The 12,463-nt window shown below is 70.9% G+C and carries 11 protein-coding genes and 2 tRNA genes; 8 read left to right on the top strand and 5 right to left on the bottom strand.

Going from position 1 to position 12,463, the window contains the following annotated elements; all coding sequences use genetic code 11:
- Positions 1 to 31 precede the first annotated feature (31 nt).
- Together JOD95_RS16205 and JOD95_RS16200 are read left to right on the top strand one after the other, a co-directional pair.
- A complete protein-coding gene (locus tag JOD95_RS16205) occupies positions 32 to 1,198 on the top strand; it encodes a hypothetical protein (protein ID WP_245171567.1) in 1,167 nt (388 codons plus the stop codon).
- Entirely contained in the window at positions 1,195 to 2,907 is a 1,713-nt protein-coding gene (locus tag JOD95_RS16200) for a glycosyltransferase (protein ID WP_251159818.1), read from the top strand. Before JOD95_RS16205 ends, JOD95_RS16200 begins: the two co-directional genes overlap by 4 nt.
- A 75-nt stretch (positions 2,908 to 2,982) precedes the next feature.
- On the opposite strand, the gene JOD95_RS04455 is transcribed toward JOD95_RS16200, so the two are convergent.
- Positions 2,983 to 3,056 (bottom strand) — tRNA-Gly (locus JOD95_RS04455).
- A 55-nt stretch (positions 3,057 to 3,111) separates the two neighbouring features.
- Here JOD95_RS04455 and JOD95_RS04450 point away from each other — a divergent pair.
- The 5 genes from JOD95_RS04450 to JOD95_RS04430 all read left to right on the top strand — a co-directional run bounded on the left by JOD95_RS04450 (position 3,112) and on the right by JOD95_RS04430 (position 6,416).
- The gene (locus tag JOD95_RS04450) at positions 3,112 to 3,435 is read left to right on the top strand and encodes a hypothetical protein (protein ID WP_209683452.1); all 324 of its coding nucleotides are present in this window, start codon (positions 3,112 to 3,114) and stop codon (positions 3,433 to 3,435) included.
- A 53-nt stretch (positions 3,436 to 3,488) separates the two neighbouring features.
- Positions 3,489 to 3,565 (top strand) — tRNA-Pro (locus JOD95_RS04445).
- Between the two features lie 36 nt (positions 3,566 to 3,601).
- A complete protein-coding gene (tig, locus tag JOD95_RS04440; RefSeq protein WP_209683449.1) occupies positions 3,602 to 4,945 on the top strand; it encodes a trigger factor in 1,344 nt (447 codons plus the stop codon).
- A 158-nt stretch (positions 4,946 to 5,103) separates the two neighbouring features.
- The gene (locus tag JOD95_RS04435) at positions 5,104 to 5,730 is read left to right on the top strand and encodes an ATP-dependent Clp protease proteolytic subunit (RefSeq protein WP_066653123.1); all 627 of its coding nucleotides are present in this window, start codon (positions 5,104 to 5,106) and stop codon (positions 5,728 to 5,730) included.
- 26 nt (positions 5,731 to 5,756) lie between these two features.
- Positions 5,757 to 6,416, top strand: coding sequence for an ATP-dependent Clp protease proteolytic subunit (locus tag JOD95_RS04430; RefSeq protein ID WP_066653125.1), 660 nt, complete (start codon positions 5,757 to 5,759; stop codon positions 6,414 to 6,416).
- Positions 6,417 to 6,530: 114 nt separating this feature from the next.
- Here JOD95_RS04430 and JOD95_RS04425 read toward each other — a convergent pair whose 3' ends face one another.
- Positions 6,531 to 7,154, bottom strand: a complete 624-nt coding sequence (locus JOD95_RS04425; protein WP_066653127.1) for a copper resistance CopC family protein — start codon at positions 7,152 to 7,154, stop codon at positions 6,531 to 6,533.
- A 65-nt stretch (positions 7,155 to 7,219) separates the two neighbouring features.
- A complete protein-coding gene (locus JOD95_RS04420; protein ID WP_066653129.1) occupies positions 7,220 to 7,942 on the bottom strand; it encodes a YcnI family protein in 723 nt (240 codons plus the stop codon).
- A 196-nt stretch (positions 7,943 to 8,138) separates the two neighbouring features.
- Between JOD95_RS04420 and clpX the strand changes: the two genes are divergently transcribed.
- On the top strand, positions 8,139 to 9,419 hold the full coding sequence (gene clpX / locus JOD95_RS04415) for an ATP-dependent Clp protease ATP-binding subunit ClpX (protein WP_066653131.1): 1,281 nt from the start codon (positions 8,139 to 8,141) through the stop codon (positions 9,417 to 9,419).
- Between the two features lie 262 nt (positions 9,420 to 9,681).
- On the opposite strand, the gene JOD95_RS04410 is transcribed toward clpX, so the two are convergent.
- Together JOD95_RS04410 and JOD95_RS04405 are read right to left on the bottom strand one after the other, a co-directional pair.
- Positions 9,682 to 11,709, bottom strand: coding sequence for a M3 family metallopeptidase (locus tag JOD95_RS04410; protein ID WP_066653134.1), 2,028 nt, complete (start codon positions 11,707 to 11,709; stop codon positions 9,682 to 9,684).
- A gap of 139 nt (positions 11,710 to 11,848) precedes the next feature.
- On the bottom strand, positions 11,849 to 12,457 hold the full coding sequence (locus JOD95_RS04405; protein WP_271827119.1) for a TetR/AcrR family transcriptional regulator: 609 nt from the start codon (positions 12,455 to 12,457) through the stop codon (positions 11,849 to 11,851).
- Positions 12,458 to 12,463 lie beyond the last annotated feature (6 nt).

Genomic DNA, 12,463 nt, shown 5'->3' with positions numbered 1-12,463 from the left:
CACCCCTGCGTGCTTCACCCGGAGGAGCCGCATGACCGTCACGCTCTCCCGCCCGCACCCGGCGCCGACCGGTGCGGTGCCGGCACCCGCACCGCTGCGGCCCCTGCCGTCCGTCGCCGTCCGGTGGCTGCTCCGCGCCGCCTTCGCGCTGCCCTACGTGGCCCTCGCGCTCGTGGCGTCGCGCATCACGACGACGCCGCTCATCGGGCTGACCGGCAACCAGGTGACGCTCGACCGGGCGACGGCCGCGCTCGACGGTGGCGTGGTGCCGGCCATCGGGCAGCTCTGGCCGCTGCTCTCCGGGGTGCTCCTGCGCTTCATGCCCTTCGGTGTGCAGGGTGCCGCGGTGCTCGGCGGGATCGTCGCCGGCGTGCTGCTCCAGCTCCTCGCGCAGGACATGCTGCGCCGCGGCCTGCGCATGCGCGAGGTCGTCGCGTTCACGATCGCGCTCGGCGCCAACCCGCTGTACGCCTTCCTCGCGCTCGACGACCTGCAGGCGTTCCTCGGCATCGCCCTCTTCGCCCTGGCCGTCGTCGACATGGTGCGGTTCTTCGCGTGGGGGGACACGCAGGCGGGGTTCCGCGCGGGCCTCGCGCTGATGCTGTCCACGCTGGTCGACCCGATGGGCTTCGTCTACGTCGGCATCGCGGCGCTCGCCGCCCCGTTGCTCGACCTGGCACGGCACGACCAGCGCGGCATCCGGCGGGCGAACGTGCTCGTCCTGGTGTTCCCGAGCCTCGCCGTCGCGCTCTCGACGGCCGTCCTCGACCTCATGGTGCTCCACGACCCGTTCGCGGCGCTGCGCGGGACGATCAGCGTGTCCGAGGAGCGACTCGACGGCCTGCGCCACCTCTTCGCCTCGGCGGACGGCCTGCTCCTGGTGACGATGCTCGTCGCCGGCGCCACCCTGGCACTGCTCGTGCGCCGGCCCGGCGCGATCGCCCTCGTCGCGGCGCTCTTCGTCGGGACCGTGGGCGGGTACGCGATCGGGCTCGTGCCGGTCGCGACGGCCGGCAACGTCTTCGTCACGATGCTCAGCGTCGCGATCGCGATCCTGCCGCCGGTCGCCGGCCGGGTCACCAGCACCCTGGTCGTCGTCCTCGCCGTCCTGCAGGTCCCGCTCGCGTGGGCCGCGGCCTCCGAACGCCAGGTCGTCGTCGAGTGGATGCACGCCGTCGCGGCGGTGGTGCTCCGGTGACCGCCGTCGGAGCGCGGCCGCCGGTGGACGCCGAGCCGACCGTCGTGGTCGGTGGGACCGGTCGGCACCGCGGCGAGGACGTCGACTGGCGACCGCGGCACCGGTGCTCCGTGCAGCGGCACGTCGAGGAGGGCTGGGTCGCGTCCGCCCGCATCCGCGAGGGCGTCCTCGTCCTGACCAGCGGTCGGTCGGACCCGGACGTCCTCCGGGCGGCGCTCACCGAGGAGTTCGGCGAACCCGTCGTCCTCCGCAGCGCGTCCGAGGCGGACGTCCGGCAGCGCATCGCGTACGAGCTCGAGGAGGAGGTCGCCGACCTCGCCGCCCACGGTCTCGCCCGGACGAACCCGGCCCTGTCCGCACGGACCGTCCTCTCACGAGGACAACGGGTCGGCGGTGCGGTCGCCCTGCTCCTGTTCGCGGTGTGCCTCGTCCTCGCACCGGGCAGCACGGTCGCGGTCGCGACGGCGGTGCTCTCCCTGGGGTTCCTGGCCGGGATCCTCTTCAAGTTCTGGGTGTCGATGGTCGGGGCCCGCTTCGACCTGGTCGAGCAGGTCTCGGCCGAGGACGTCGCCGCCCTGGACGACGACGCCCTGCCGACCTACACCGTGCTCGTGCCCGTGTTCCGCGAGGCGAACATCGTGCACGACCTCGTCCGGAACCTCGAGGTGCTCGACTGGCCGAAGGACCGGCTCGAGGTCCTGGTGCTCGTCGAGGCCGAGGACCACGAGACCCGCGAGGCCGTCATCGACGCAGCCCCGCCGGACTGGATGCGCATCGTCATCGTCCCGCCGGGGTCACCCCAGACGAAGCCCCGCGCGTGCAACGTCGGCCTCGCCATCGCGCAGGGGGAGTACGTCGTCATCTACGACGCCGAGGACCGTCCCGACCCCGACCAGCTCAAGAAGGTGTTCCTGACCTTCGACCGCGCCGGGGACGACACCGTGTGCGTGCAGGCGGCGCTGAGCTACTTCAACGCCGACGAGAACGCGCTCACGCGCATGTTCACGCTCGAGTACTCGTACTGGTTCGACTACATGCTCGCCGGCCTCGACGCGCGACAGCTGCCGATCCCGCTGGGCGGGACGTCGAACCACTTCCGCGCCGAGCTGCTCCGTGAGCTCGGCGGGTGGGACCCCTACAACGTGACCGAGGACGCCGACCTCGGCATCCGCGCGTCCGCCGTCGGGTACCGCGTCGCCGTCGTCAACTCCACGACGATGGAGGAGGCGAACACCTCGATCCCGAACTTCGTCCGGCAGCGCTCCCGGTGGATCAAGGGCTACATGCAGACCGCCCTCGTGCACGCGCGCAGGCCCCGGGCGCTCGTCCGCGAGATCGGCCCGCGTCGCGCGGCCGCGTTCGCCCTGCTCATCGCGGGGACCCCGCTGACGTTCCTCGGGATGCTGCCCGGCGTCCTCGTGACGATCGCGACGCTCGTGCTGCCGGCCGACTGGACCGCGCCGCTGTTCCCGGCGCCGGTGCTGTGGCTCTGCGTGCTCGACTTCCTGCTCGGCAACGCCACGATGATCTACCTGACGATGATGGGGCCGTACAAGCGCGGTCGGTTCGACCTGATGGGCTGGGCGCTCCTCAACCCGCTGTACTGGATCCTGCACTCGGTCGCCGCGTACAAGGGCCTGTGGCAGCTGATCACCCGGCCGCACTACTGGGAGAAGACCGAGCACGGCCTGACGAAGACGACCGCCTGATCGCGACGACGGTGTGGAGGGGATGACGGGAACCGAGTTTCGGCGCAGCGCCGGTCGGAAGCCGTGAAGAGGACGTGGAGGGGATGACGGGAATCGAACCCGCGTGGCCAGTTTGGAAGACTGGGGCTCTACCATTGAGCTACATCCCCGCACTGCGGCACCAGTCCGCAGCGCCACCATCGTAGCGGACGAACGGCCCCCGACATGCCATCGAACGTGCTGCCGCAGCCGGACGGCCCCGACACGCGCCGGATCAAGCGCTCCCGGGTGCTCTCGTTCGCGCTGCTCGCCGTCGCCGCCGTGGTGTTCTCGCTCCGTCCCGAGGCCTTCGGCGACCCGCAGGCCCAGCCCTGGCACGCCCTGCTGCACGTCTGGCGCATCGTCCTCGGCGTCGCGCTCATGGTCGCCGCGCTCGGGGTGCAGGTCGCCGTCGGGGTGCGGTGGCGACGGGGCCTGCGGCGCAGCGCCGAGCAGGAACCGTCCACACGCGGCACGCCGCCCGGGAACCAGGCAGCGGGGGACCGCTAGACTCGTCGCGGTCGTGCGTGCCCTCGGGCGTGCGCGGTCACCTGGCCCAGTCACGGGGCGTAGCTCAGCTTGGTAGAGCGCCCGCTTTGGGAGCGGGAGGTCGCAGGTTCGAATCCTGTCGCCCCGACCAGGTCCACTCGAACGTCAACCAACAGGAGTACATCCCTTGGCCACCAGCACCGTCGACAAGGTGAGCGACACCCGCGTCAAGCTCACCGTGAACGTGACGCCGGACGATCTCAAGCCGAGCATCGACCACGCCTACAAGCACATCGCCGAGCAGATCAACATCCCCGGCTTCCGCAAGGGCAAGGTCCCGCCGGCGATCGTCGACCAGCGCGTCGGCCGCGGCGAGGTCCTGAACCACGCCGTCGGTGACGCCATCGACACCTTCTACCGCCAGGCGGTGGAGGAGCAGGAGCTGCGCATCCTCGGCCGTGCCGAGGCCGACGTCGCCGAGCTCCCGAACGTCGCGGACTTCTCGGGCGACCTCGTCCTCACCTTCGAGGTCGACGTCCGTCCCGAGTTCGACCTCCCCGCGTACGACCAGTACGAGCTCACGGTCGACGCCGTCGAGGTCTCCGACGACGAGATCGAGGAGGAGCTGCAGAACCTGCGCACCCGCTTCGGCACGCTCGTGACGGTCGACCGCCCGGCCGAGACCGGCGACTTCGCCCAGATCGACCTGACCGCCACCATCGGTGACGACGAGGTCGACTCGGCCACCGGCGTCTCCTACGAGATCGGCTCGGGCGACCTGCTCGAGGGCATCGACGAGGCGCTCGAGTCGCTCACCGCCGGTGAGTCGACCACCTTCGAGTCCACGCTGGTCGGTGGCGACCGCGAGGGCGAGACCGCGCAGATCGCCGTCACCGTCACCGCCGTCAAGGAGCGCGAGCTCCCCGAGGCCGACGACGAGTTCGCCCAGATCGCCAGCCAGTTCGACACCATCGACGAGCTCAAGGCGGACCTGAAGGAGCAGATCGCGAAGTCCAAGACCTTCGGTCAGGGCGCCGCGGCTCGCGACAAGCTCGTCGAGAAGCTCATCGAGGACGTGGACATCCCGATCTCGGAGCAGCTCATCGAGGACGAGGTGCACCGTCACCTCGAGCAGGAGAACCGTCTCGAGGACGAGGAGCACCGCAAGGAGGTCTCCGAGTCCAGCGAGAAGGCCTTCCGCTCGCAGCTGCTCCTCGACGCCATCGCCGAGAAGGAGGAGATCCAGGTCTCCCAGGAGGAACTCACGCAGTACCTCATCCAGGCGGCGTCGCAGTACGGCATGGAGCCGGCCGAGTTCATCAAGGTGATCGACCAGAACGGGCAGATCCCCGGCATGGTCGGCGAGGTCGCCCGCTCGAAGGCGGTCGCGACCGTCCTGTCGAAGGTCACCGTCAAGGACACGAACGGCGACGCCGTCGACCTGTCCGCCTTCACCGCCGGTGTGGCGCAGGAGTCGGCTGACGACGAGTCGGCCGACCCCGACGAGGTCACCGAGGCCGACGCGAAGTAACGCGACGCGCTGACGGACGGGAGGCACGGTGCCAGCTGGCACCGTGCCTCCCGTCCGTCGTGCCGGCACCATCCGACCGCCCAGAGCGAACAGACGCGAAGTGGTGCGTTGCACCCGATAAGTTCGACATCAAGCGACAACTGAACGGGAGCTTTTCCATGGCCGAAGCGACACTGAACCCCAGTGTTTTTGACCGCCTTCTGAGAGACCGGATCGTGTGGCTCGGCTCTGAGGTCCGCGACGACAACTCGAACGAGATCGCAGCGAAGCTGCTGATGCTCGCCGCCGAGGACCCCGAGAAGGACATCTACCTCTACATCAACTCGCCCGGTGGCTCGATCACCGCGGGCATGGCGATCTACGACACGATGCAGTTCGTGCCGAACGACATCGTCACCGTGGGCATCGGCCTCGCCGCCTCGATGGGGCAGTTCCTGCTCTCGTCGGGCACCCCGGGCAAGCGCTACATCACCCCGAACGCCCGCGTGCTCCTGCACCAGCCGTCCGGTGGCTTCGGCGGCACCGCTGCCGACATCCAGACGCAGGCGAAGGTCATCCTCGACATGAAGCAGCGGATGGCGGAGCTCACGGCGGAGCAGACCGGCAAGACGATCGAGCAGGTCCTCAAGGACAACGACCGTGACAACTGGTTCACGGCGCAGGAGGCCCTGGAGTACGGCTTCGTCGACCACCTCCGCGCCTCGTCGGTCGAGGTCGTCGGCGGCGGCGGCACCGTGAGCGACGGCGAGACGCCGACCGCGGCAGCCGAGCCCGAGTCCAACTGACCACCACCGAAGAGAAGGAAACGAGAATGCACCTCCCCATGCTCGGTGGCGCGCAGAACGTCCCGGCTCCGTCCGATCGCTACATCCTCCCCAGCTTCGAGGAGCGCACGGCCTACGGCTTCAAGCGGCAGGACCCGTACGCGAAGCTCTTCGAGGACCGCATCGTGTTCCTCGGCGTCCAGGTGGACGACGCGTCCGCCGACGACGTCATGGCCCAGCTGCTCGTGCTCGAGTCGATGGACCCGGACCGCGACATCGTGATGTACATCAACTCGCCCGGTGGCTCGTTCACCGCGATGACGGCGATCTACGACACGATGCAGTACATCCGTCCGCAGATCCAGACGGTCTGCCTCGGCCAGGCCGCTTCGGCCGCGTCGGTGCTCCTCGCCGCGGGGACCCCCGGCAAGCGTCTCGCCCTGCCGAACGCCCGCGTGCTCATCCACCAGCCCGCCGTCCAGCAGGGTGGCGGTCAGGCGTCCGACATCGAGATCCAGGCGGCGGAGATCCTCCGCATGCGCACCTGGCTCGAGGAGACGCTGTCGAAGCACTCGAACCGGACCCCGGAGCAGGTCAACAACGACATCGAGCGCGACAAGATCATGTCCGCGGAAGAGGCACTCGAGTACGGCCTGATCGACCAGGTCCTCACGAGCCGCAAGAACCTGCCGGCGCTCGTCAAGTAGCGCTGCACGCACGGAGGCCCCGCACCGATCGGTGCGGGGCCTTCGTCGTGTCCGGTGCGGCGTCGAGGGTGCGGATCCGGCCTGGAGGCGCGGTGCCGGTCCGGTGGGAGGGTGTCAGTCCTCGTCGTGGTCGTCGGCCGCCGGGGCGGCGGGACGGCGACGGAGCAGCAGCAGGACCGCGACGACGACGCCGGCGAGGACGATGCCACCGGCGCCGATGAACAGGGCGTCGGTCGCGCTCGAGTCGCCGGTGTCACCGGATGCGGCGTCGGGTGCGCTGGACGCTGCGGCCCCCGAGCCGCCCCCGCTGCCGTCGGCGCAGGTCGCCGGCGTCGCGGTGCCGCGGTCGGGGGAGAAGCCGGCCGGGGCCTTCCAGGTGAAGTCGTACCGGTCGGAGACCGTGTGGCCGTCGGCCGAGACGATCTGCCACTCGACCTCGTACTTCCCGGAGTCGCCGAGGGCGGCCTTCGTCGTCATCGAGGGGCCGTCCACGGAGACGCAGCCGTCCTCGTGGTACCGACCGTCCGGGCCGATGACCCGGAAGGCGAAGCCCGAGTCCGACCCGCCGATCGCCAGGAGCCGGTCGTTCGTCGTGATGTCGAAGCGGTCGGGGAGCTCGGTGAGCGTCCCGCCCACCTTCGGCGTCGACGACACCAGGTAGTTGTGCGCGCTGGCGGGGGCGGCGAGCCCGAGGACCGCACCGCCCGCGACGGCGAGGGTCGCGGCGGTCGCGGCCACGGGCCTCCAGACCGGACGCCGGTCACCCGGGGACCGACGGGCGCGCGCCGACCGTGCGGTCCGCGTCACTTCGAGGCGTCCCGGCGGCGCGTGGCGGCGACGGCGACGACCAGGCCGACGGCCCCGACCACCAGGCCGCCGAGGCCGAGGAAGCGACCGACCAGGTCGGGCTGCGCCGCGGTGGTCGTGGTGTCGCTCGCGGTGGCCGTCGTCGCGTCGTCGTCGTCACCGCTCGCCGCGCTGGCGGCGGTCAGGACGATCGACGGCGCGGGGTGCTCCGGCTCGGACTCGCCGCTCTTCTGCACCTGGTCCCAGTCGGTCGACCCCTGCTCGCAGGTCTGCACGACCGGGAAGGCCACGCGGTCGCCCGGCTTGCCGTCGGGCAGCGCGAAGGACAGTGAGAAGGTGTCGCGCTCGTCAGCGGGCAGCGGGGTCTTCGCGGTGTAGGTGACGCTCGTGACGCGCTCGGCGCCGGCCTCGGACTCCTCGTCGCTCGCAGCGCTGCTCGACGGGGCGGTGTAGGGCTCGGTCGCCTTCGTGATCGTCCAGTTCGGGTTGACGGTCGGCGTGACCTCGATGACGGACTCGGGCACCTGGAAGACGAGCTTCGTGGTGGGGGAGCCGTCGCAGCCGTGCGGCACCGAGAACGTCGCGGTCGTGTACGAGTTCGCCGCCGTCGAGGTCGCATCCGCCTCGACGTGTGCGCTCGCGGCGGCCGCGGTGCCGAGGACGATCGCGGCGGAGACGCCGAGGGTTCCGGTGCCGAGGAGAGCGAGGCGCTTCGTCATGGGGTCCTTCCGGTTTTCTACAACTTGTAGAGGAACGTGCCAACGGTACCAGGTGTGCACGCCCTGGGCGAACGCGTGGGGACAGGCCGGACGGCGTCGCCGTGGGTGTCACCGGATGCGGTTAGAGTCGATCACATCGGGCGGGTCACCAGCCTGCATCGCTGAACTGCACCGGTCATCCAAGGAGGGCACCGACATGGCACGCATCGGGGAGAGCGCTGACCTGCTCAAGTGCTCCTTCTGCGGCAAGAGCCAGAAGCAGGTCCAGCAGCTCATCGCCGGGCCGGGGGTGTACATCTGCGACGAGTGCGTCGAGCTGTGCAACGAGATCATCGAGGAGCGCCTCGCCGAAGCGGGTGAGGACACCACGAGCGGCGACTTCGAGCTGCCGAAGCCCCGCGAGATCTTCGACTTCCTGCAGGAGTACGTGATCGGCCAGGACCCGGCGAAGCGTGCGCTGGCCGTGGCCGTCTACAACCACTACAAGCGCATCCGTGCACAGGGGCAGATCACCGCTGCCGAGGACCGCGACGACGTCGAGATCGCGAAGTCGAACATCCTGCTCATCGGGCCGACCGGCTGCGGCAAGACCTACCTCGCGCAGACCCTGGCGAAGCGGCTCAACGTGCCGTTCGCCGTCGCCGACGCCACAGCCCTGACCGAGGCCGGCTACGTGGGCGAGGACGTCGAGAACATCCTGCTCAAGCTCATCCAGGCCGCGGACTACGACGTCAAGCGTGCCGAGACGGGCATCATCTACATCGACGAGGTCGACAAGATCGCGCGCAAGGCGGAGAACCCGTCGATCACGCGCGACGTCTCCGGCGAGGGCGTGCAGCAGGCGCTGCTCAAGATCCTCGAGGGCACGACCGCGTCGGTCCCGCCGCAGGGCGGTCGGAAGCACCCGCACCAGGAGTTCATCCAGATCGACACGACGAACGTGCTGTTCATCGTGGCGGGGGCGTTCGCGGGACTCGAGGACATCGTGTCGTCGCGCGTCGGCAAGCGCGGGATCGGGTTCGGCGCTCCGCTGCACAGCCCGCTCGACCAGCAGGACCTGTTCGCCGACGTCCTGCCCGAGGACCTGCACAAGTTCGGGCTCATCCCCGAGTTCATCGGTCGTCTGCCCGTCGTCACGACGGTGTCGCAGCTCGACCAGGCGGCGCTCATGCAGATCCTGACCGAGCCGAAGAACGCGCTGGTGAAGCAGTACCAGCGGATGTTCGCGATCGACGGTGTCGAGCTCGACTTCGACCGCGGGGCGCTCGAGGCCATCGCGGACCTCGCGGTGCTGCGCCAGACCGGTGCCCGCGGCCTCCGGGCCATCCTCGAAGAGGTCCTCGGTCCGGTCATGTTCGACGTGCCGTCGGACGACGACGTCGCGCGCGTCGTCATCACCCGCGAGTCCGTGCTCGAGAACGCCGCGCCGACGATCGTGCCGCGTCCCCGGGCGAAGCGCGTGGAGAAGTCCGCGTAGCGTCCGACGCCCGCAGGCCGACGGCCCGGTCCCCGCGTGGGGCCGGGCCGTCGCCGTGTGCGGGAGGGGGCGCGGGTGCGGGTGCGTTCGTGGGAGCGGTCGTGGGAGCGGTGCGCAGGCGGACCGGGGTGATCCGCGGTGTGACGTGCCGCTGCACAACGGGAAGCACGTCGCGCCGCGGACTTCCGCGGCGCGACGTGCTTCCGGTTGTGCCGACGCACTGGCCCGGCGCCGCGGCGGCGCGCCGCGGCGCGGCGCCGCGCTACTCGAGCCCGCGACGGCGCAGCAGCGGCCCGACCTCGGCGTCGCGGCCGCGGAACGCACGGTAGGCCTCGAGGGGGTCCTGCGCGCCGCCGACCCCGAGCACGAGCGACGCGAACCGCCGCCCGGCCTCGCGCGAGAGTCCGCCGTGCTCGCGGAACCACTCGACGGTGTCCGCGTCGAGCACCTCGGACCAGATGTACCCGTAGTACCCGGCGTCGTACCCGCCCGAGAACGTGTGCGCGAAGTACGTCGACGAGTACCGCGGCGGCACCGCGGTCACGTCGATGCCCGCGGAAGCGAGGGCCTGGCGCTCGAACGCCTCGACGTCGGTCACCTCGGCGGCCTCGGCGGCCGACAGGCGGTGCCACGCCTGGTCGAGCAGCGCCGCGGCGAGGTACTCGGTGGTCGAGAAGCCCTCGTTGAAGCCGGCGGAGTCGCTCAGTCCGAGCACGAGCTCGGGCGGCAGCGGCTCGCCGGTCTCGTGGTGCTTCGCGTAGTTCGCGAGGACCGAGGGCCAGGTCACCCACATCTCGTTGACCTGCGAGGGGAACTCCACGAAGTCCCGTTCGACGTTCGTGCCCGAGAACCGTGGGTAGGTCGTCCTGGCGATGAGCCCGTGCAGCGCGTGCCCGAACTCGTGGAAGAGCGTCTCGACCTCGTCCTGGATCAGCAGCGTGGGGGAGCCGGCGGCGGGCTTCGCCACGTTGAGGTTGTTCACGACGACGGGCAGCGTGCCGAGCAGGTGTGACTGCTCGACGACGGGGTTCATCCAGGCACCGCCACGCTTGCCGTCCCGTGTGTAGAGGTCGAGCAGGTAGAGCCCGACCTCCTCCCCGGAGTCGCCGTGCACCTCGAAGACCCGGACCTCGTCGTTGTAGCCGTGCAGGTCCGAGCGTTCGGTGAACGTCAGTCCGTACAGGGCGCCGGCGGCGTGGAACACCCCGTCGTGCAGGACGCGGTCGGCCTCGAAGTAGGGCCGCAGCGCCGAACTGTCCGCGGCGAACTGCTCGCCGCGCAGGACCTCCGTCGCGTGTGCCCAGTCCCAGGCCTCGACGTCGAAGCCGACCGTGCGGGAGCGGACGGCGCGCTCGTCCTCGGCGTTCGCGGCCGCGGCCGGGACGAGCGAGGAGAGCAGGCCGTCGACCGCCTCGGGCGTCCCCGCGGTCTCGTCGGCCGTCACCACGGCAGCGTGGTTCGGGAAGCCGAGGAGTTCGGCCCGCTCGGCCCGGAGCCGGACGATGCGCAGCAGGACCTCGCGGTTGTCGTGCGCGTTCCCACGACGCCCCCGCGACAGCGAGGCGCGCATGATCCGTTCGCGCAGGCCGCGGTCGGTCAGCGAGGCGAGCCACGGGTGACCCGTGTACAGCGGCAGCGTCACGAGCCAGCCGTCGAGGCCGCGGTCCGCCGCGGCTGCGGCGGCGGCCGACTTCGCGCCGTCGTCGAGTCCGGCGAGCTCCTGTTCGTCGGTGACGTGCAAGGCGAGGTCGTTCGTGTCCTCGAGCAGGTTGCGCTCGAAGGTCGTGGTGAGCGTCGAGAGTTCCTGGTTGATCGCGGTGAGACGCTCCTTCCCACCGTCGTCGAGGCCGGCTCCCGCGAGCGTCATCTCGGTGTGCACCCGCTCGACGAGTCGACGGTCCTCGTCGGACAGGTCCGCACGCTCGTCGAGCGAGGACCGCACCGCATCGACCCGTGCGTACAGGCGCGCGTCGAGGGTGATCGCGTCGCGGTGGGCGGCGAGGAGCGGCGACACCTCGGCCTCGAGGTCGTGCAGCTCGGGCGTCGAGTCGGCGGAGGACAGCGTGAAGAAGACGTGCGAGACCCGGGTCAGCAGCTGCCCGGAGCGTTCGAGCGCCACCAGCGTGTTCTCGAACGTCGCTGCACCGGGATCGGCGGCGATGGCCTCGACCTCGGCACGCTGCTCGGCGATGCCGGCGTCGAACGCGGGACGGAAGTGCTCGAGCCGGACGTCGTCGAACGGCGGCAGGGCGTAGGGGAGGGTGCTCGGCTGGTCGAACGGGGTGTCCATGGCCCCACCCTACGGACCGGACCGGACGCCGGTCTGGAGGCACGTGGCGGGCCCGCCCCGCGCCTCCCGGCCGACGTCGGGTCGTGTCGGGCGTCGTGTCGTCGAGCGTCCGGTCGGAGCGTCAGGTCAGCGCGTCGGGTCAGCGCGTCCGGTCGGTCCCCGCACGCATGGCCACGTCGATCAGCGTGGCTGCCGCGCGCCGCGCGTGCCGTGCCGGCGTCGTGTCGCCCGCGATCGCGGCCGTCGTCTGCGCACCCTCGGCGAGGAGTGCGAGCTGGGCGGCGAGCTCCTCGGCCGCGTCGAGGTCCGGCACGGCGGCCGCGGCGAGCCCGGCGACGTACCGCTGGAACGAGTCCTTGTGCTCGCGGGCGATCTCGGCGACCGCGGGGGAGGTCGCACCCAGTTCACCGAAGGCGTTGATGAAGCCGCAGCCGCGGAAGGTGTCGTCGCCGAACCACTGCTCCAGGAAGTCGTACATCGCGAGCAGCCGGTCCCGCGGGGTCCCCGCTGCGGCCACCGCCTGCTCGATGCCCTGCTCCCAGAGGTCGTGCCGCCCGCCGAGCACCGCGGCGACGAGCTGCTCCTTGCCGGGGAACACCGAGTAGAGCTTCTTCAACGAGACGCCGGCGGTCGTCCGGATCTCGTCCATGCCGACCGACTGGAACCCGCGGGCGTAGAAGAGCGCGTCCGCGGCGTCGACGATGCGCTCGCGCACCTGCGGGTCGGTCGTGCTGGCGGTGCCGGACACGGGCAT

It is taken from the genome of Curtobacterium sp. 1310 (assembly GCF_017834105.1).
Lineage (GTDB): Bacteria > Actinomycetota > Actinomycetes > Actinomycetales > Microbacteriaceae > Curtobacterium.
The sequence above is the reverse complement of the archived record's forward strand: the minus strand, read 5'-3'. Positions and strand labels throughout refer to the sequence as shown.

Bases quoted from the DNA above. Each gene is read 5' to 3' on its own strand.
- JOD95_RS04420 (WP_066653129.1), bottom strand. From the start codon at position 7,942: ATGACGAAGCGCCTCGCTCTCCTCGGCACCGGAACCCTCGGCGTCTCC.
- JOD95_RS04430 (WP_066653125.1), top strand. From the start codon at position 5,757: ATGCACCTCCCCATGCTCGGTGGCGCGCAGAACGTCCCGGCTCCGTCC.
- JOD95_RS04450 (WP_209683452.1), top strand. From the start codon at position 3,112: ATGCCATCGAACGTGCTGCCGCAGCCGGACGGCCCCGACACGCGCCGG.
- JOD95_RS04410 (WP_066653134.1), bottom strand. From the start codon at position 11,709: ATGGACACCCCGTTCGACCAGCCGAGCACCCTCCCCTACGCCCTGCCG.
- JOD95_RS16205 (WP_245171567.1), top strand. From the start codon at position 32: ATGACCGTCACGCTCTCCCGCCCGCACCCGGCGCCGACCGGTGCGGTG.
- JOD95_RS04435 (WP_066653123.1), top strand. From the start codon at position 5,104: ATGGCCGAAGCGACACTGAACCCCAGTGTTTTTGACCGCCTTCTGAGA.
- clpX (WP_066653131.1), top strand. From the start codon at position 8,139: ATGGCACGCATCGGGGAGAGCGCTGACCTGCTCAAGTGCTCCTTCTGC.